Annotated in this window: 15 protein-coding genes and 4 pseudogenes; 7 read left to right on the top strand and 12 right to left on the bottom strand. The window is 57.9% G+C overall.

The genetic code is table 11. From position 1 onward, the window contains the following. Positions 1-74 precede the first annotated feature (74 nt). Positions 75-838 (bottom strand): annotated as a pseudogene (locus tag AC0V8S_RS22230) (LysR substrate-binding domain-containing protein). Continuing rightward, positions 799-978, bottom strand: coding sequence for a LysR family transcriptional regulator (locus AC0V8S_RS22225; RefSeq protein WP_475433400.1), 180 nt, complete (start codon positions 976-978; stop codon positions 799-801). The pseudogene AC0V8S_RS22230 and the gene AC0V8S_RS22225 overlap by 40 nt, the downstream one beginning before the upstream one ends. A 119-nt stretch (positions 979-1,097) precedes the next feature. Between AC0V8S_RS22225 and AC0V8S_RS22220 the strand changes: the two genes are divergently transcribed. Continuing rightward, complete coding sequence (locus AC0V8S_RS22220) at positions 1,098-1,325, top strand: DUF1127 domain-containing protein (RefSeq protein ID WP_475433398.1); 228 nt, start codon at positions 1,098-1,100, stop codon at positions 1,323-1,325. 173 nt (positions 1,326-1,498) lie between these two features. On the opposite strand, the pseudogene AC0V8S_RS22215 reads toward AC0V8S_RS22220, so the two are convergent. Beyond that, a pseudogene (locus AC0V8S_RS22215) lies at positions 1,499-2,714 on the bottom strand (sensor domain-containing diguanylate cyclase). A gap of 558 nt (positions 2,715-3,272) precedes the next feature. After that, a complete protein-coding gene (locus tag AC0V8S_RS22210) occupies positions 3,273-3,830 on the bottom strand; it encodes a fasciclin domain-containing protein (RefSeq protein ID WP_475433396.1) in 558 nt (185 codons plus the stop codon). 217 nt (positions 3,831-4,047) lie between these two features. Here AC0V8S_RS22210 and AC0V8S_RS22205 point away from each other — a divergent pair. The 3 genes and pseudogenes from AC0V8S_RS22205 to AC0V8S_RS22195 all read left to right on the top strand — a co-directional run bounded on the left by AC0V8S_RS22205 (position 4,048) and on the right by AC0V8S_RS22195 (position 8,897). Beyond that, a pseudogene (locus AC0V8S_RS22205) lies at positions 4,048-4,616 on the top strand (fasciclin domain-containing protein). A gap of 1,111 nt (positions 4,617-5,727) precedes the next feature. After that, complete coding sequence (locus AC0V8S_RS22200) at positions 5,728-7,362, top strand: GAF domain-containing protein (RefSeq protein ID WP_475433394.1); 1,635 nt, start codon at positions 5,728-5,730, stop codon at positions 7,360-7,362. Positions 7,363-7,688: 326 nt separating this feature from the next. Next, the gene (locus AC0V8S_RS22195; RefSeq protein WP_475433392.1) at positions 7,689-8,897 is read left to right on the top strand and encodes a PAS domain S-box protein; all 1,209 of its coding nucleotides are present in this window, start codon (positions 7,689-7,691) and stop codon (positions 8,895-8,897) included. A 248-nt stretch (positions 8,898-9,145) separates the two neighbouring features. On the opposite strand, the gene AC0V8S_RS22190 is transcribed toward AC0V8S_RS22195, so the two are convergent. The 3 genes from AC0V8S_RS22190 to AC0V8S_RS22180 form a co-directional block, all read right to left on the bottom strand. Beyond that, a complete protein-coding gene (locus AC0V8S_RS22190; protein ID WP_475433390.1) occupies positions 9,146-9,526 on the bottom strand; it encodes a YkvA family protein in 381 nt (126 codons plus the stop codon). Positions 9,527-9,610: 84 nt separating this feature from the next. After that, positions 9,611-10,033, bottom strand: coding sequence for a DUF4112 domain-containing protein (locus AC0V8S_RS22185; RefSeq protein ID WP_475433388.1), 423 nt, complete (start codon positions 10,031-10,033; stop codon positions 9,611-9,613). Further along, positions 10,026-10,514, bottom strand: coding sequence for a YidB family protein (locus AC0V8S_RS22180; protein WP_475433386.1), 489 nt, complete (start codon positions 10,512-10,514; stop codon positions 10,026-10,028). Before AC0V8S_RS22180 ends, AC0V8S_RS22185 begins: the two co-directional genes overlap by 8 nt. A 241-nt stretch (positions 10,515-10,755) precedes the next feature. On the opposite strand from AC0V8S_RS22180, the gene AC0V8S_RS22175 reads away from it, so the two are divergent. Together AC0V8S_RS22175 and AC0V8S_RS22170 are read left to right on the top strand one after the other, a co-directional pair. Continuing rightward, positions 10,756-11,655 carry a peptidoglycan-binding protein gene (locus tag AC0V8S_RS22175; RefSeq protein WP_475433384.1) on the top strand — a complete coding sequence of 300 codons (900 nt, stop codon included), beginning with the start codon at positions 10,756-10,758 and terminating at the stop codon, positions 11,653-11,655. Beyond that, on the top strand, positions 11,565-11,753 hold the full coding sequence (locus AC0V8S_RS22170) for a L,D-transpeptidase (protein ID WP_475438675.1): 189 nt from the start codon (positions 11,565-11,567) through the stop codon (positions 11,751-11,753). The genes AC0V8S_RS22175 and AC0V8S_RS22170 overlap by 91 nt, the downstream gene beginning before the upstream one ends. A gap of 85 nt (positions 11,754-11,838) precedes the next feature. Here the strand turns inward: AC0V8S_RS22170 and AC0V8S_RS22165 are convergent, their stop codons facing one another. From AC0V8S_RS22165 to AC0V8S_RS22155, 3 genes are all read right to left on the bottom strand, one after another. Next, a complete protein-coding gene (locus tag AC0V8S_RS22165; protein WP_475433382.1) occupies positions 11,839-12,195 on the bottom strand; it encodes a hypothetical protein in 357 nt (118 codons plus the stop codon). Positions 12,196-12,827: 632 nt separating this feature from the next. After that, on the bottom strand, positions 12,828-13,886 hold the full coding sequence (locus tag AC0V8S_RS22160; protein WP_475433379.1) for a YihY/virulence factor BrkB family protein: 1,059 nt from the start codon (positions 13,884-13,886) through the stop codon (positions 12,828-12,830). 801 nt (positions 13,887-14,687) lie between these two features. Continuing rightward, entirely contained in the window at positions 14,688-15,296 is a 609-nt protein-coding gene (locus AC0V8S_RS22155; protein WP_475433377.1) for an ABC-type transport auxiliary lipoprotein family protein, read from the bottom strand. A gap of 137 nt (positions 15,297-15,433) precedes the next feature. Here AC0V8S_RS22155 and AC0V8S_RS22150 point away from each other — a divergent pair. After that, positions 15,434-15,996: pseudogene (locus AC0V8S_RS22150) on the top strand (DUF2062 domain-containing protein); the annotation flags it as partial. A 415-nt stretch (positions 15,997-16,411) separates the two neighbouring features. Here AC0V8S_RS22150 and AC0V8S_RS22145 read toward each other — a convergent pair. Together AC0V8S_RS22145 and AC0V8S_RS22140 are read right to left on the bottom strand one after the other, a co-directional pair. After that, the gene (locus AC0V8S_RS22145) at positions 16,412-16,687 is read right to left on the bottom strand and encodes a hypothetical protein (protein WP_183459425.1); all 276 of its coding nucleotides are present in this window, start codon (positions 16,685-16,687) and stop codon (positions 16,412-16,414) included. A 170-nt stretch (positions 16,688-16,857) separates the two neighbouring features. Beyond that, the gene (locus AC0V8S_RS22140) at positions 16,858-17,067 is read right to left on the bottom strand and encodes a cold-shock protein (protein WP_123170354.1); all 210 of its coding nucleotides are present in this window, start codon (positions 17,065-17,067) and stop codon (positions 16,858-16,860) included. Between the last annotated feature and the right edge of the window lie 962 nt (positions 17,068-18,029).

Below are 18,029 nucleotides of genomic sequence, written 5' to 3'. Positions count from 1 at the left end.
GAGACAAGGCACAGGCACAGGACCGCCCTCCCCGCTTTTGAATACGGGACATCGCCATCTGGAAGGCGCTGGACCTATGGAGCCAGCGTCTTGAGGCGACCTACGTCATCGGCGGCCTCGGCCAGCAGCCAGTCGCGGAACGTCGTGATCTTGGGTAGCATCGACGTCGCCTTGGGGCAGACGATCCAGTAGGTCTTGGACAATCGCAGAGCCGTGGAGAATGGTCTTACGAGGCGCCCGTTGATGAGATCCCAAGCCGCAAGCGTGGTGCGGGCGAGTGCGACACCCTGGCCGTCGACAGCGGCGTCTATGACCATGCTGGCGCGGTTCAAGACCGGTCCGTGGGAGAGTTCGGCATAGACCACGCCAGCGGCCTCGAGCCATTCCGACCAGTCCTTTCGGTCATCAAGATGCAGCAACGGAAATTTCAACACATCGGATGGCTGCGCATCCGTTGGTGAAGCTTGGGACTGCAAACCGCAAACAGTTGCTCGGAGCAGAGGCGGACAACATCATGCCCCGCCCAATTGCCATCCCCATGCCGCACGGCAAGATCGACGTCCTCTCTAGCAAGTCGACGTGATGCATGGTTGCGGAAATCCTGTGATCGATGTCCGGATGCGTCTCGGCAAAACCTGCCAAGGCCGTTTACCAACCACTTGGCGGCAAAGTCGGGCGACGTGCTGACCGTCAGCGCTCCGGCCCGGGATAGATGCTGGATGCGTTGCGTGCCTAGAGCTATGCGGTCGAAGGCATCGCGCACCACCTCCAGATAAGAGAGGCCGGCCCGCGTGATGCTCAGCTTTTGACGTTCGCGATCGAACAGCCTGATGCCCATTCGGGCTCGAGCGCCTTCACCTGATGGCTCACCGCGCCCTGCGTCACGGAAAGTTCGTCCGCCGCCCTGGTGAAGCTCTCGTGGCGCGCCGCCGCCTCGAAGGCTTTGAGGGCGTTGAGTGATGGTAGTCGGCGGGCCAATTTCGCACCAGATCATGAGAAAAATTGGGGCAAGCACGAGAAACCATGCTTTGCGCCCGTGGGCAGATTGGAGCATTTCCGCAGCAGACGTCAACCAGCGCACTGCGGAAGGATGAGAGATGTTGAATCCGCTGCGGATTGAGACGCCGAGGCGTTCATCGCCACCGGGAAGTGCCCATCACGTCATGGAGAATTTGATGCGCTCCATGGCATCGGTGGCGCGCTGGATCGAACTCCACCGCCAACGAGAACAGCTGGCCGAACTCGAAAACCATCAATTGGCAGACTTGGGTCTGAGTCCTGCGCAGGTTCGGAAGGAATGTGAAAAGTGGCCGTGGCAGGCCTGATTCACGTTTCTACCCGCGATGGATTCGCACGCCATTCTCGCTGCCCTGACAGCGATCTCAATATGGGCGGGTCTTCTAAACTTCGACTGGACATATCCGGTTTTCTGAGGGGCTGGCTCGTCAACCGAGGGCGAGTGGAAACGATTTTGTTGCCGTGCACGCACCGGGCTGGCTCAACAGAATTCAACTTCAATATGCCTCTCGGTTTGGGAGAGGATGCGACACCGCGTCTCGAAAGCGTCCGACTTGATAGCCAGATTGAACGTCTCAGGAATGCCGATTGAGCTCGTTACGTCTAGTCCGGCTGCGTCCTCGGCAAGCGTTCTGACCGTGCAGTCGATTGATGACATGCGGTTGTTAAATAATATCCGGCCTGCCTTCAATACCCTTCGGCGAACGCTTCGTTCGCGATCAGCCGTAGATTGCCAGGCCACACATTTGTCCCGGCCGGCGGACTTCGCCTGATAGAGTGCTGCATCGGCATTTGCCAGCAAGGCATCTACGCTAAGGGTGGAGGCATCCAGCGCCGCTATCCCGAAACTGCCTGTGATGGCTATGCGCTTCTGCCCGGCAGAAACGACGCGATGTATCTCATGCCGTAACTTTTCGGCTACTCCGACCAAACTGTTGCGATCGGTGTGAGGAAGCAAAATTGCGAACTCTTCCCCACCCAAACGACCGAATAAATCGGAACGTCTAAGATGCGTCTGGCAGGCCTTCGCGGTCGCCACCAGAACCGCGTCGCCAGTCGCGTGGCCGTGTTCATCATTGATGGATTTGAAATGATCCAGATCGAGCGCGATGCATCCCAGCTGGTGCTTATGCCGCTGTGCCAGCGCAACCGCATGAGCGCCCTGCTCCTTGAACGCCCGGCGCGACAACGCCAGTCAGACTGTCTACGGTGGAGAGCTGTCGCAGTTCCAGTTGATCCATCGCGATCCCCGCAAGATCGGTGAGAATTTGGGTCTCCGCATGCGTAAACTTTCGTGGCTCGAAACCGACAGCGCAGACCGTTCCAATATTGTGACCCTCGCCGGTGCGCAACGGGACGCCAGCATAGAAACGAATGTGAGGTTCGCCAGTAACGTGCGGATTTTCAGCGAACCGAAAATCGACTCGTGCATCGGACACGATGACCGGGACATGCCCTGCGATTGTATATCGACAAAACGTTTCGCCTCTTGCGACTTCGCGGCTGTCCATCCCATCGTAGGCTTTGTACCATTGCCGATGCCCATCAAACATTGAGACGATGGCGATCGGCAGACCGAAGATGTTTTTGATCAGGCGCGTGATCCGGTCGAAGGATTCTTCGCGAGGCGTGTCCAATATGTCAAAATGATCGAGCGCTGCCAGACGCTCGGCCTCCAGCTGATCTGCATCGATCATCAGCGGTGGAGCGGCAAGAAAGGTTCTGTGCACCATTCGCCTCACGGAAAGATCGTCAATGCAGTGTCACTGCCGCAGAGTGCGGACTTATGTTGAACATTCAGTAAAGAGGGCGCGCTGCTAGCATCAACGCTCGAGTGGGGGCTTCTCTTGGCGGGAGATTCCATGGGCTTGAACGTGGCGTCGCATCGGCTTTCATCTTGAAGCGGATCATTTTCCCGAACGGGCCGCCCGGGTGGAAAAGCAGCACCTCAAACCCGTTCGTCGATTGCGGCCCGCGCTTTTCTGCTGCTCGAGCCTTGCCGGCGGCTACTTCTCCAGCAACTCGCGCACCAGAAACAGGAAGACCACGGTGGCGGCTTCCTCGCAGGCGCCGATGATTGCGGTCCCTCCGTCCAACCATCGGACACCAATTCGGCCTAGCCGGCACTGACACCCCAAGTCACTCAAATCGAGCGGATTCGCATTGCAGGAAGCAATAAAACTAGGTCAGACCCAATTCAGCCGGACCTAGTTTCGTAGAGATCTTTTCACCTGTCAGCGTGAATGCGTGCTGTCTTACATCTTGGGCAAGAGAACCTTGTCGATGACGTGGATGACGCCGTTGGACTGCTCGACATCGGCGATCGTCACATTGGCGACGTTGCCGTTCTCGTCGGTCACGGTGACCTTGCCGCCTTCTGCCTTAAGCGACAGCTCGCAACCGCCAACCGTCTTGACCTTGTGCGTGCCGCCATCGGCCTTGGCCATCGCGGCGACGTCCGCGCCCATCGCCTTGGCGCCGATGACGTGGCAGGTCAGAATCTTGGTGAGTTTGTCCTTGTTCTCGGGCTTGAGCAGCGTCTCGACGGTGCCGGCCGGAAGGGCGGCAAAAGCCTCGTTGGTCGGCGCGAAGACGGTGAACGGACCGGCGCCCTGCAGCGTCTCGACAAGGCCGGCTGCCTTGACAGCGGCGACCAGCGTTGTGTGGTCCTTCGAATTGACAGCGTTCTCGACGATGTTCTTGTCGGCAAACATGGCGGCGCCGCCGACCATTGGATTTTCGGCATAGGCGGCAGTGGCGAGCGCCGAAACAGCAATGGTACCGGCAAGCAAAAGGGTGGCGAATTTACGCATGATCTCGAACTCCTTGGGGCTATCGTTTCCCATCTTTGGGGGCGGTTTGAGTTACGAGTTCGATGGCCAAAAGTTTCGTGGCGACTTAACTTTTCGATGGGGTTGATCTGCCTCACCGCCGACGAAGGCACTTACCGCATCGACGTGAAACTTTCCCTGTGCGTCGGCGTAAATGCTCAGGCCACAACCACAATCGTTCCCCAGAAGGAGATCTCCAATGACGCAGTCCATTCTCAAGGCATTCTGCATTTCCGCTGGCTTGGCTCTATCCGGCCTCGCTGCCTCCACGGCCTACACGCTTGCCAATCCCGCCGTCGGCGGTGCCGCGATGCTGACCTCGAAAAACATTGTCGAGAACGCCGTCAACTCGCCGATCCACAAGACCCTGGTTGCCGCCGTCAAGGCAGCCGGACTTGTCGGCACGTTGGAGAGCGCTGGTCCCTTCACCGTCTTTGCGCCGACGGATTCTGCCTTCAAGAAGCTCCCCGCCGGCACCGTCGCCACGCTGGTCAAGCCTGAGAACAAGGCAAAGCTCACCAAGATCCTGACGGCTCATGTCGTCGCCGGCAAGATTTCTGCCAAGCAGATGATGAGCAAGGCCAAGGCGATGGGTGGCAAGTATGAGATGAAGACGGTGAGCGGCGACACGCTGATCGCCGAAGTCAAGGGCGGTTCGCTCTACATCGTCGACGAGTTCCGGCGGCGCCGCCAAGGTTACGGTCGCCGACGTTCAATCAGTCGAACGGCGTCATCCACGTCGTCAACAAGGTGCTCTTGCCGAAGTAACGGCTCGCCAAAGCGGAATGGCCAAGTCCACGGGGTCTTCTGGACCTGCCATTCTGACCAACTAACGGGAGTCGTGAGGAGCCGAGATTCAAGAATTCCGTTGTTAGGATCTCGGCTCATCGCCCTCTCCGGTACGGCCAGCGCAGCTAGCGCGTTTACCGGATCCCTAATGCGCGTGCCCCGGTGATCGGCGTCGTGGTGGAAAGGACTAAAGATGCTGCATCTGTGGTCGGCCGCAAGAGGTCAGGTGCGCATTGAGCCTGTGCCCCCCAGGCGATCAGGCCACTTCCGTCTATAATTGTAGCGGGCTAGGTGTTGCGTTTCGAAGCGGCCCTCGGCAAAGCTAAAATGCGCGGTGGCGCCGGACATCTAGCGCGGCAGAATATCTAATCAGAAACTTAGCATGAGGCTACCGCCGCACTGCGCGTTTGTGCCCATTGTATAGCCGGTCATGCCGAACACGAAGGCGTCGACTGTGGAAAGGGATGAAATTTCCAACCGAAGCGAGCGCCATATACGGCGAAAGTAAAATTGCCGACATGCCCGTCCGGGCCGACCCGTCCACGGTCGCGGTGACGTCCCGCCCGTTCCCGAAGGTTCGGCCAAGCGCCGCCGAAAGCGTTAAGTCAGTCGAGCGGCAAGAGAAGGTTCGGTGCACCATTCGCCTCACGGAAAAGATGCCCATTGCATCGTTACTGCCGCTGAGTGCGGACTTATGTTGGACATTCAGTAAAGAGGGCGCTCTGGTCGCCTCAGCGCTGAAGCGGTGCCTGTGTTGGGGGAACAGGCATCAAACAAGAAGTCTTCGCTGCCAATCGAGGCAATCCGCTCCGGCACCGCAAGGCCGCGCCGAATGTGTCACCGATAACCAGCAGAATGTGCCGCCCTTCGAGAACGCGTAGCCGCCACGAGGCATAGAAGCGGCCATGCAACCAAAATCATGGGGCGCCGTTTTTTCCGATCGATGTCGGGGCATATCTTGGGAGAAACCGGTGAGGATATGGTGACCGCTGCTCGCAGCGCCGGGGAGATGGCTGATCGAATCCGGTCGTTTGCTTGGGAAGAGACCTCAATTGGACCTGTTACATCTTGGCCAGCCGAGTTGAGAACCTTGGTTGCCCTGATCCTCAACTCGGCTCAACCGATGTTCATCGCATGGGGGGCAGGGCGAATCTGGTTGTACAACGACGCCTTCATCCCAATCCTTGGCAGAAAGCATCCGACTGCTCTTGGGCTACCTGGAGAGCAGGTGTGGAACGAAGCATGGGACATGGTGGGCCCGCTTTTCGAGCAAGTGTTTCGGGGCCAGTCCGTCCACATGGAAGATCTCAAGATCAGGATAGACAAGCGCGGCGCGCCGGAGGAAGCGCATTTTGCGTTCTCCTATAACCCGATCATTCAGTCAGAAAGCGGTGGGGTGGGCGGGCTTTTTGGTGTCTGCACGGAAACGACGGACCGATTTCTTGCCGAAAAGCGCGAGCGCCTTGCAGCTGAACGCCAGATCAATCTGTTCGAACAGGCACCCGGCTTCATCATAATCATGCGAGGGCCCGACCACGTCGTTGAATTCCTGAATGACGCCCATCGCCGGGTGTTCAACAGTGCCGATTGGTTGGGAAAGACTATTCGGGATGCGTTTCCTAGCCTAGAAGGACAAGGCTTGTTTGAAAAGCTGGATGAAGTGTTCAGCAGCGGCAAGACGTTTGAAGCGCAGGGCGTGGCTGTTCGTTTTCGGCGCGAGCCAGGCAGTCCGGAACAGGCACGCTATCTGACGTTCATCTACGCGCCGCTCTACGATAGCAGCAACGTCGTGACGGGGATATTCTGCGAAGGGTTCGACGTCACCGAAACGTACCGCGCGAGGAAACGAAGTGCTGCGATCGCCGAGCTTGGAGACGCTGTCCGGTTAATTGAGAATCCGGAAGATCTCGCCTACGCCGCAGCCGAAATAATCGGCCGGGAACTAGAAGTAAGCCGGGCTGGCTATGGCACGATCGACCTGGTGGAGGAGACCATCTCGATCGAACGCGATTGGAATGCCCCCGGTATTAAGAGTTTGGCAGGCGTCCTAAATTTTCGCGACTACGGCACATACGTCGACGATCTCAAACGGGGCATAACGGTTGTCTGCGAGGACGCTGACAGGGACCCGCGAACAAGCCACAACGCTGAGGCGCTGAAAGCAATCAGCGCGCAATCTTTCATCAACATCCCGGTCACCGAATCGAGCGGGTTCGTGGCTCTGCTTTACCTCAACCACGACAAGCCTCGCTCCTGGACAGAGGAAGAGATCGATTTCGTTCGCGAGATGGCCGAGCGAACCCGAACAGCTGTCGAGCGTCGGCGAGGACAGGCTGAGTTGCTCCAAAACGAAAGCCGTCTGCGTTTCCTCGATGCCCTTGGAAAAGAAACAGCAAAGAGCACTGGCGCCGACGCAATCCTTGGAATCACGACCAGCATGCTGGGCGAGCATCTCGGCGCCGCGATCTGTGCCTATGCCGATATGGAGCCCGATCAAGATCACTTTACGATCCGTGGGGATTGGCACAGGCAAGGCTCATCCAGCATCGTAGGCTACTATAGCCTTCGCGACTTTGGTCAGCTCGCGGTTCTCAGACTCACCCAAGGGCTACCGTTGATTATCACCGACAACCGTGCCGAACTGCCTCGGGAAGAGGCTGCCACGTTCCAGAACATAGGCATTGCGGCGACCATCTGCATGCCCCTGGTCAAGAGGGGCGCCTGACGGCGTTGATGGCTATACATGACAGGCAGCCAAGGGCCTGGACCCAGCAGGAACTGGCGCTTCTCACCGAGGTTACTGAGCGATCCTGGGCGCATATCGAAAGAGTAAGGTCGAATCAGAGCGCGCTAGACGCCGCCGAGAGACTGAGCCTTGCCGCTCAGGCTGCGGCGATCGGGACCTGGGATTACGATCCGGTCGCTGACCGGTTGCGATGGGACACACAATGCCGGGCGCTATTTGGCATTTCGTCGGACACTGTTGTTTTCTTATGAAGGCTCCTTCTTGCAGGCCTCCACCCAGATGACCGGGACCGTGCGGACGAATCCGTGAGAAAGGCCCTTTCGCCCGACAGCCGCGAGCCTTTTAACATCGAGTATCGAACGATTGGCTTGGATGACGGCATTGAGCGCTGGGTAGCGGCCAGCGGTCATGCTATTTTTGAAGGCAAGAAAGCCACTCGTTTCATCGGAACCGTAGTCGATATCTCCGATCGCAAGCGCGCCGAGCTTCAGCTCAAGATAATGCATGAGGCAAGTGCGGCCGTCGATGCTCGTCTCGCGGCCATCGTCGACTCTTCGTTTGATGCGATTGTCAGCAAGGACCTAAACAGCATCATTACGAGTTGGAACCAGGCTGCTGAACGCATGTTCGGTTTTGAGGCAGAGGAGATCATAGGCAAGTCGGTACTAGTGCTCATTCCTGACCATCTTAGGCACGAAGAGACCGAGATAATTAGCCGCGTGAAGAGCGGAAAACGCGTCGCAAGCTACGAGACGATCCGCAGACGAAAGGATGGTTCGTTCATCGCGGTTTCTCTAACGATTTCACCGATCCGCAATTCTGGCGGCGAAATTGTCGGCGCTTCCAAAATCGCCCGCGACATCAGCGCAACCAAGGAGAGCGAGCGCCGTATCCGACTGTTGATGCGGGAGGTCAATCATCGGGTTAAGAACCAATTCGCGATAGTCCTTTCGATGGTCAGGGAATTGGGTAAGCGCAGCAAAGATCCGCAGCAGTTCGAAGAACGCATCCGTTCGCGGGTTATGGCGCTTTCGAGATCGCACGATCTTCTAGTTTCTTCGGATTGGGCAGGCGCCGGCATCTCCGATTTGATCCAGGAGCATCTCAAGCCGTTTGGACATGAGGGCCAAATATTTCTTTCCGGACCTCATCTTACCCTCCAGGCGAATGCAGTGCAGAGCCTAGGGATGGCGCTACACGAGCTCGGCACCAATTCATCCAAGTACGGTGCTTTGGCCGCAGATTCGGGACGTCTTGACATAGACTGGCAGACGACGGTCAACGTTTCCGGCGACCACGAATTTCAACTAACCTGGAAGGAGATATTTGTTACTCATTCCAATGATCGACATGACGAAAATGCTCGCAAGGGGTTCGGAACAGTCGTCCTGCTGAGGGTGACGCCGCAATCGCTGAGCGGCTCGGCTGCACTCGATCGTTCGCCCGGACACCTCCGCTGGTCGCTGACAACGCCGTTGCTGTCGATAGTCGTGTCCGAGCCAGCCTCCAGCTAAGGTTGGAGGAAGGCGCGGACCGTGGCAACGCAAGAACTTCAATAAATGTGATACGTTCACCAGCCCGCTCGGGCGCGGCCGATGACGGTGCCGTTGTTGGCGGTGCCGTCACCGGCGTCCTGGGTGCTGTGGTCGCGCGATTGGCTTACCGTGAGAACTCCCGGCTCGACAATCTGCTGACCAAAATCCTTTAAGCTCGAAGACTCATTCGGAATGGCGCACTGACTGCCTCTCCGGCAGCGACGCCATCAAGGGCCAGCCAGGTACCGATACCCCAGCCAGGCGGCCAACCCGACTGAGGCAACCCAGATACAGACTATGGTCGCCGCAGCGGTTCTGCTGATTGGTCTGTCAACGGTCAGCTCCGCGGCCGCGCGGTGTTCCGCCATGACTTCAGGCGGTATCATCCTGACCACCGCAAGGACGCCCAACGGGACCAGAATGGCGTCATCGAGGTAGCCGATCACCGGAATGAAATCAGGGATGAGGTCGATAGGTGACAGGGCGTAGCCTGCGACAACAACAGCCAACGCCTTTGCGTACCAGGGCGTGCGGGGATCATGGGCGGCAAGATAGAGCGCATGCACGTCGCGCTTAACCGTCCTCGCCCACACTTTCAAGCTACTCATTGCGGTATCACCAAACGGTGGGGTACGACATCCACACGGCCCTAACTTCGATCACCATAGCCACCGCATTCAAGGCTGCGGCCTTTACCTCTGGAGGTGACGGCGAAGTAGTCGGATGTTGCGGTTGTTGGCTTTAAAATAAACGTCGAAGATCGACCCGAGAACAGGAACGCTTCCTACCACCGTATCAAGCAGTACGTTCCCTAACATGCGGGCGACCAAGCCATTTCCAGCCCCGCAGTTTCGGGCTCGCAAGACGATATAGGCCGAGACCAGGCCCGTCGCCACATCTCCGAGTACGGGCACCAGACCCACCAGGGCATCCAGTCCATAACGAACTGACGTCCCGGGAATGCGCCAGCGGGAATCAAGTAAAGCGGCTAATAGATCCAGCTCGGCGATTGCTTTTTCTGCCTCAGGGTCGCGATGGCCCTGCCCGCGCGTCCCAGCCGCCGGGCGTGTGCGATTTACCAGACCTCCCCGGTCTAGAGTTGTCACTCTAGACATCGCCGGCTGAATTCTTGGCTTGCGGCCGACGGGGCACGTCGTCGAGCAGGGTGGTCTCATCCGAGCCTTGGGCTGGCTCAGGTGGCAAATTACCATTTGGCGTCATCTTGTTGACAGCCTCGGGCAAATCTCGCGTGATCCTGCGTAGGAGGTCCTCGCGCGAAAGACCCGTCTGCATCGAAAGCGAAGTGAGCGTGTCTTCGTCTATTGCCGCTTCCACGTCGCTTGGCTGGATCGGCTCGTTCGGCCCGGTGCCAACCCAAGAGTCGACCTTCGATCCTGCCCCTGCCCCTCTGAATCGGTCGAGGATGTCGCCAAGGGCCGTCCCGGACACCCCTTTCGATATCTGATCCAGAATCCCGCCTTGCGGGTCGTTGGGATTAAGATTTCCCGCCCCACGGATCATGTCGCCGATCTTGTCGCGATTTTGGTATGCCAGGACGCCAAGCATCGCGATCGCCAATTTTCCCAGATTTGCCATTTTGGTCTCCTCTACGGTTCACATGGAGGAAGGGCTCAGCTTCACAAAAGTTCCGCGAGATCTAATGTGTCGTTGCGGCGCTGTTCGGAGGGTTCGACCAGTCTATCCGACTGGGATGTGAGGACTGTTGCGAGATCAAGGTTGTGCTAAAGCGTTGAATCACAATGCCTTGCGCCGAGATAACGGAACTAAATAGGCCGTGTCGCGTCATATAGGCAGGTTCCCGTCCGGAGTGAAATCAATGATCAGGCTCCTTGTTGTCGCCGCAGCGTTCCTCCTCGCTTGTGGCGGGGCGGAAGCGGCTAAGCTGGACTTGGCTGCCGTCAACCAGGCGAAATTCGCATCCGACACCCCAAAGGGTTTCAACCCAGCCGTTCTGAAGGCACAAATTCTCTTGGATCGCGCGCGCTTCTCTCCAGGCCTGATCGACGGCCACCTTGGAGAGAGCTTCACCAAAGCGATCAGCGCCTTCCAAACGGCGAACGGATTCCCGTCCGATGGCAAGCTCACCCAGGAAACCTGGGACAAGCTGCTGGCTACCTCCGCGAGCCCGGTCCTGGTCACCTATGAGCTGACGCGCAAGGATGTGCGCGGACCTTTTACAAAGCGAATTCCGGCTCGCCTGGAGCGCATGGCCCGGCTGTCGAGGCTCGGCTATCGCAATGCGGCCGAGAAGCTGGCGGAGCGCTTCCATATCAGCGAACCCCTGTTGCAAAGGCTCAATCCGGGCATCGGCTTGAGTAAGGCCGGCACGAAGTTGTTGGTGCCTGATATTGGTCGGGGCGATCCTCCCGCCGCCATTGCCGAGGTTGAGGTCGACAAGGAGGCTCGCGTGCTACGCGCGCTCGATCCTTCCGGTAAAGCGCTTGCAGTCTACCCCGCCTCGATCGGCAGCGACGAAAAGCCGGCGCCGAGTGGCCAGGCAGAGGTCAAACGCGTGGTGCACAATCCGACCTATCACTACGATCCCCACTTCGCGTTCAAGGGGGTCAAGACGAAGCGACCTTTCACCGTTGCTGCCGGCCCAACAATCCGGTGGGGTCGATATGGATCGATCTGTCGATCGAAAGCTACGGCATTCACGGCACGCCCGAACCCGGCAAGATCGGGAAGACCTTCTCGCATGGCTGCATCAGGCTGACGAACTGGGATGCCGAAGACCTCGCCTCGATGGTGCAAAAGGGCACGAAAGTTACCTTCAAGGACGAAATGGCCGAGGCTGGCGACACACCGAAGTAGGCATACCGCACCAATCGGGTTGACCTGAAATTCAGAACGCCTCTCCGGTGTCGGAGTTTGGTGCACCGACGCGACGATCTCCGGGCTACTTAGAGAACCATCGTTCCCGACTAGACCCACTAGCGTTGAGGGTGACCCCCAGCAGCAGACCCATTGCAGCGCCGAGAATGAAGGCGGTTGACACCGTACCCGGGTTGTCGTGGACGGCTCCAGAAACAGATTGAGCCCCGGTCCGAAGCGCCTGAGCTGTACGGCCCGCCTGATCGGCAGCGCTGTAATACCATCCTGTGGCTTCCTCGCCGACCTCTGCTGCGCGCTCAGCCAGCGTCCGATTGATCTTGCTGATCTCGCGCTTCAACTGAGCAACCTGCTTCTCCAAGGCTTCCTGAGCCTCACGCTGCGTCGGCCTCGGTGTCATGGCTTCATTTGGGTCATCAGCCATCTTCAGACTCCTTGATTGTGAATGCTCAACGACTAACGGCCGCGTAAGGTTCCTATCGAAGAAAATGCCGGACCGCGGCGGACCTAGTGTCCGCTTCGGCCGGTGCCTTTCATGCAGCCTCCCAGCAGCCGGCGCCGCCTTTTTGCTCGACTGTCGCCTAGCATCCGGTGGACTTTGCCGTAACGGACGTAAGCGACAATTTGTCCTTACGTTAGCTTGCACATGGATGCGGTTGGCTGCATGGCCACTACCCGCAGCCGGTCTGGGCACGGAACGGCCCAGAGCCCTGCCGCGTTGATTACAGTGCCGCTGATTAGGAGATCAAACAAATGTCTGTCCCTTCGGACTATCGAACCAACAGAGCCGACTATGCGATTGCTGCGCGGCGTGGCCGAGCGATCACAAATGATGATGATGGCGATAAGCTACTGGCAAGAAAAAAGTCGCTTTGGCTAAAAGATCGGAGATTCGCCAAATTGGCAGAAATCCGTCACAAAGCGCTCCACAACCTAAAGCCAGACCGCGGCTAGGCGAACAACCAACCGGCAGGAAGTAAAATTGAGCGAATCAGCAGAATAGACAATGCCTACCAGCGCCCCCGCAGGGCGCGGCGATTCAGATTTGGTAGTCACTCACTCAGCGACCTTGCCAAGCGTATCGGCAACCACCGCCCCTCGCTGGCCCATCGGCAACGGCGGCCCGGTTGTTGAATCGCGTGATGTCTGATGTTCCATTTCAGCGTTGATTGCGGCGCCGACAATGAGAATGACGACCGAAATCCAGGTCCACATCATTAAGCCGACCACGGCGCCTAATGATCCGTATGTTACGTTGTAATTGGCGAAATGCTGCAGATAGAACGAGAACAGCCACGACGCGACCAACCAGACCAGCGTTGCCATCACGGCACCCCAACTCAGCCAGCGCCATTTGGCTTTCGCCCGGCTCGGGCCGAACCGGTAAATCAGCGATATCCCGGTGAGTACGGCCAGCATGAGAACAGGCCACCTCCCTAAAACGAAGAGCACTTCTGCCCATTTGTCGAGATACAAGTACGACAAGACGGCGGGAACCACACCGACGGCCAGGAGCAAAACGATGCCGATCATCAAAGCACCCATGGTGAAGGCGATCGATATGATGTTTAGTCTGAGAAAGCTGCGTTTTTCAGGCTCCGCATAGGCGATGTTCATAGCGTCGAAAAGCGCCTTGATACCGCTGTTGGCGCTCCACAGGGCAATAGACAGGCCGACGAAAAACCCTACGCCAAGAGCGCTGGTGTTCTGATGTGCCAGCGCCTGTAGTTGCTGACGAATGAGATCGAGTCCGGTCGAAGGAAGCAAGCCGGCGAGATAGGAAACGTGGTCGGCTACGCTTACTGGATCAGCTACAAACCCGTATAAAGAGATGAAGGCCGCCAAAGCCGGAAACAGAGCAAGCAGCAGGTAGAACGTGGCCCCAGCCGCAACGAGCAGCATGCGATTCTTGTTGAATTCCTCCCACACGCGCCAAGCGATATCCTTCCACCCTAGAGCAGGAATCTGGGATGGCCATTCAGCCTCCCTGCCTCGCTCTTGCCCGACCTCACCTGCAGTCGTTAAGCGAGCCTTGGACGAATTTGCCGCGTGCCGTTCCGCCTCCCTGTCAATAAGAGATTTGCCTTCTGTGTGACCAAGTGGTTTTGCTGGCATTTCGAACAGTTCGCATCGTCCATTAATCGGGGTTCAATCTTCGACGTTGCATCGGACTTAACGCAATGGCGCGGTGACCGAATGGGAGGCTGCTAGCGTGTCCTGGATAATTTCCACTACGATGTAACGCGTCAAAATCCACCGAAGTTCCAGGAATGAGACGTGGGGTTCGATACAGAACTTTCCGGCTCGGGTTTTGAGCTCGGCGCGCCCAACGATGTGGCTGTGCCTTGATAGGATGGAATGTGCCGCCAAGGCGGACGATAACCGAACTGGTCGAACGCATGGAGGGTCGCGGTGCTGGTAGCCTCAGCAAGAAAATCAGAAATCGGTCGCCGCGCTATCCCGGGCTTACGACTTCTCTGACTGGGGTGGGTGTGGAGTGCGAACGAGCTTTGGAACATTAGTGGTTGTGGACTGTTGAGGTAGTTCTTCGGATGCCGTTTCTTAGCGTAGGAGGCGGGGCCTGCAGTGCCATCCATCCCTCATTTGGCGGGCTCCTTTAGCAGAAAGCGAGAGATCATGAATCGGATTATTTGGGTTGTTGGCGCGATCGTAATTGTCCTTTTTATCTTAGGCTTCCTAGGACTGCGATAACCCTGCACCATAAGCCGTCCGCGGCAGCGCGGTCACGCCGCACTTGACTTGCACCTCCTGCCAGCGTCGCCCTTGGGGAGGCCAAGCCGCTTCGTGCTTTCAAAGTCACTGGTGTCTTCGGATTATTGGATCCTCACCTTGGCGCAGCACCTCATACGACGCATATTTGCTTCGGACGCAGCCGCAACCGTCGGCTCATCCGGATCAGATCACCGTATCCGTCCAGCGCACGATATCCTTCGCCGCCTCGCCGAATGCGCTGTCGAGCGCGCTGACATAGGCCGGATTGCCGCTGCCCGAGACGGGAGCGGATGCGGTGAAGCTCTTCGACGCCCGCACCTCGCCATTGCGGTCGTTCAGGATGCGCACGAACAGATTGACCTCGGCGTGCTCGCCGCCATTGACGCGGACTTCGAAGGAGCGGATCTCGACGATCACCTGATAGTCGATCGCCAGCCCCTCGCCCGGCTTGCCGACGCCGGCAAAACTGCCGGAGCGTTGGAAGGTTTCGGCCAGCCGTGCTTGCACGATCAGCGGCAGCCGGTCGGCCCATTGCGCGCCCTTCAAATACTGGATCGAGCGGTCGGACGGCTTGATGACGATGTTCTGACTGTCCAGCGCCTTGAGCGCGGATGGCTGGGCGATCAGGATCTGGCGGCGGCTGTAGCCATGCGCGTCGACCGGCGGGGCCGACAGCTCGAACGTATCGAGTGGCGCCGGCTTGCCTCCCAATGCCGCGCAGCCGGCGAGCGCCAGCGCAAGCAACGCCAAACTAGCTTTGAGGGCGTCCGATTTGACCCTAACCGAGTTCACTCGCGATCACCGTTACAACCCAATATTTCCAACCCTGACAAATCGGAACAAAGCAATGCAGCCCGCGTTTTTTGTGTTTAGAGCCAATTTCATTCCGGCCGACAAGTCCCGCGGCGTTGGCGGAGTTAGGAACGAGAGTGCTCTTTCGACGCCGGAACCCTGATGGTCTCTTCGAGAGCTTACGCACCTATATGTGGCCGCGTAGTTCCTTCACGCGCTCGTTCCAATACTTTTCAAAGCGCATCCTGCGGCTGGACGCCACTCCACACGCCGTGGCGGCTGGGGTCGCGGCGGGGGTCTTCGCCGCATTCTTCCCGGTGGGTTTCCACTTCGCCATTGCCGCCGTCCTCTGCTGGCTGATTGCAGGAAACCTGGTGGCGGCAGCGCTTAGCGCAGTTGTTTTCGGTAATCCGTTGACGCTGCCCCTTTGTGGGGTGCCTCTTGGGAGACCGGCAAGATCATATTGCACGACCGCCTGCCAAGTCACGGCCCGCCTGGGCATCTCAGTGACATGTTGCATAAGCTTTCCTTTGCGCAATTGTGGGGACCGGTGCTGAAGCCGATGCTGATCGGCGCGGTGCCGCTTGGGTTGATCTTTGGCCTGTTGTTCTATGGCATCACGCGTTGGTGCATGACTGCCTTCCGCGAACAGAGACGCAAACGGCTGGCCGAAAAGGCGAGTCGACTTCTTCAGCAAGAAGACAACGCAATACCGCCCACTCTCCCTAGGCCGCCTGGAAGGCTATGGTGGAAGAGACCCCGCCGGCTTGATGCAGGAAAGCGGCGACGAAGCTCTTGATAAGGCGCATGACGATTTCCGCGAGATGACCAAGCAACTCGGCGGCGTAACTTTGGCGTAGCTACATTCTTGCAGGAGAAGGGCAGCCAACTCCTGTTCAGTCAGGCGCTGCCGGCGAAGCGAAGGCTAGCTTCGCGGCGCACAGTTCGTTGAACGGCGACATGCCCAAACGCAATGGGAGCGAGTGCAGGCGCTGCGGTGGTGCCGAAGGGCCAAGGCGGAGTGGATCACCCAGGTTGCGCGCCAATGGAAATTCTCGAAGGCGAGGAAAAGCTGGGCCACGCCTCGCGCGAGTTCGCGAAGACTGGCTTTGGTCTCAAACCCTATCGAAGGTGAAGGATGTCAGGAGCGTAGTGACGAAATTGCTGGCTTTTTCCTTGACGAGCAGTTCGGTCCATTCGTCCGTACCTCGGAGCATCAGGCCAGTGTAGATGCTGTCTACCGCAGCCTCTTCTATGCGCTTGATGTGCGACTTGAACACGGTTTCGTCGTCTGTCCTGTAAATATCCCGCACGACCATTCGCAGGATTTCCTGGATGGCGATCTGCCAGGCGGTATTGATCGTCTGAAGCTCACTCGTCTTTTCGGTCATCCAGATCTCCTTGATCTTGACGGCCATCGACAAGAGGCGGGGATACACGCGCAAATTTGTGGGTCGGTCGGCCGGACATAAAAAAGGTCAGGCAAATTTTGCCTGACCTCGCTTGGTCTCACGCTTTCAACAGTGCCAGTACATCCGTGGTCAAAGGAAAGCTGAACCGATCAGACGGCCTGCAGGTTGCAGGCAGACATTTTGCCCGACTTGCTGTCGCGCTCCATCTCATAACCGATCTTCTGACCTTCGACGATTTCGCGCATTCCGGCGCGTTCGACGGCTGAGATGTGGACGAACGCATCGGCGCCGCCATTGTCAGGCTGAATGAAGCCGAAGCCCTTGGTGGAATTGAACCATTTAACTGTGCCAGTGGTCATGATGAACCCTTTTCATAGCAATATTGGACGACGGCAACGCGAGAGCGTTGCCTTTGTGACGATGACGATTTTGAAGGGAAGGTTCGTTCAGGGCGCGGTGCCAAACGCGCGATAACCAAAGCTCAGCAAGCAATATCGACAGGCAAATTCATATCCTACCGCAATGGCGGCGTCAACTTTTGGTTTTGGAAATTGTGACTTCAACTCTCTTGGAAGATGCATTCGGGCTCCCTGCCTCGGGCCAGTGACTGGGTAGCAGCGCTATAGCGAACGGCGTCTGGTTCCACACGGCAGCCATGCATAATTGTGCATTGCACAACGCCTCGCATCACTCGATGTTAACCAGGCCGGCCATCTACTCCTCCCAGATGCGATGCCGATGCAAAGTGAGCCACACCTCCTCCCGTGGCAAGCTTGATATCGAACCCGCTGCCACCTCCTCCCGGCAGCGGGTTTTTTCATGCCAACAATGCGGCCCGATAGGCAATCGCGCTTCTCATGTTGGCCGCCATAGTCACAGCATGGAGGGCTTTAAATTCTCCGCCGCTGTACCCCCGCCGCCCCACCAGGATTGGGACGTCGGGAGTTGCGGTGACGGACTTCTGGAGCGCGATCAAAGGCGTATGCTCACGTAGTGATAGCCGCATCTTTACGCGACCTTCTCTCAAAGTGACGCGTTCCAATGACGATTTACGCCGCACTTACAACTTCCGAGCTGAGAGGATCTGGAACATAACCCGCAACCGCTCGTTCAAATAGTGGCAGGGCCCAGCGGAATTGGTAATCGGCCGGCACGCAAAGGGGCTTGCAAATGGCTAGAAGCCTGCCTTGGAGCACGGACCTCCAGTTCGATTTGGCTTACTCGCCCAAAGACCAGTCCACGCGAGCCGCCCTTTTAGGGCACTCCCGAAAATGTTGAGCATCTATCCTCAGCCCAACTCCCCGGAAGCGACTAAAAAGGC

The sequence above is a fragment of the Mesorhizobium oxytropidicola genome (assembly GCF_056174625.1).
This window is presented reverse-complemented; position numbering and strand designations above follow the sequence as displayed.

Bases quoted from the DNA above. Each gene is read 5' to 3' on its own strand.
- AC0V8S_RS22190 (WP_475433390.1), bottom strand. From the start codon at position 9,526: ATGAGTAGCTTGAAAGTGTGGGCGAGGACGGTTAAGCGCGACGTGCAT.
- AC0V8S_RS22180 (WP_475433386.1), bottom strand. From the start codon at position 10,514: ATGGCAAATCTGGGAAAATTGGCGATCGCGATGCTTGGCGTCCTGGCA.
- AC0V8S_RS22165 (WP_475433382.1), bottom strand. From the start codon at position 12,195: ATGGCTGATGACCCAAATGAAGCCATGACACCGAGGCCGACGCAGCGT.
- AC0V8S_RS22220 (WP_475433398.1), top strand. From the start codon at position 1,098: ATGTTGAATCCGCTGCGGATTGAGACGCCGAGGCGTTCATCGCCACCG.
- AC0V8S_RS22145 (WP_183459425.1), bottom strand. From the start codon at position 16,687: ATGACCGAAAAGACGAGTGAGCTTCAGACGATCAATACCGCCTGGCAG.
- AC0V8S_RS22175 (WP_475433384.1), top strand. From the start codon at position 10,756: ATGATCAGGCTCCTTGTTGTCGCCGCAGCGTTCCTCCTCGCTTGTGGC.
- AC0V8S_RS22140 (WP_123170354.1), bottom strand. From the start codon at position 17,067: ATGACCACTGGCACAGTTAAATGGTTCAATTCCACCAAGGGCTTCGGC.
- AC0V8S_RS22185 (WP_475433388.1), bottom strand. From the start codon at position 10,033: ATGTCTAGAGTGACAACTCTAGACCGGGGAGGTCTGGTAAATCGCACA.
- AC0V8S_RS22210 (WP_475433396.1), bottom strand. From the start codon at position 3,830: ATGCGTAAATTCGCCACCCTTTTGCTTGCCGGTACCATTGCTGTTTCG.
- AC0V8S_RS22160 (WP_475433379.1), bottom strand. From the start codon at position 13,886: ATGCCAGCAAAACCACTTGGTCACACAGAAGGCAAATCTCTTATTGAC.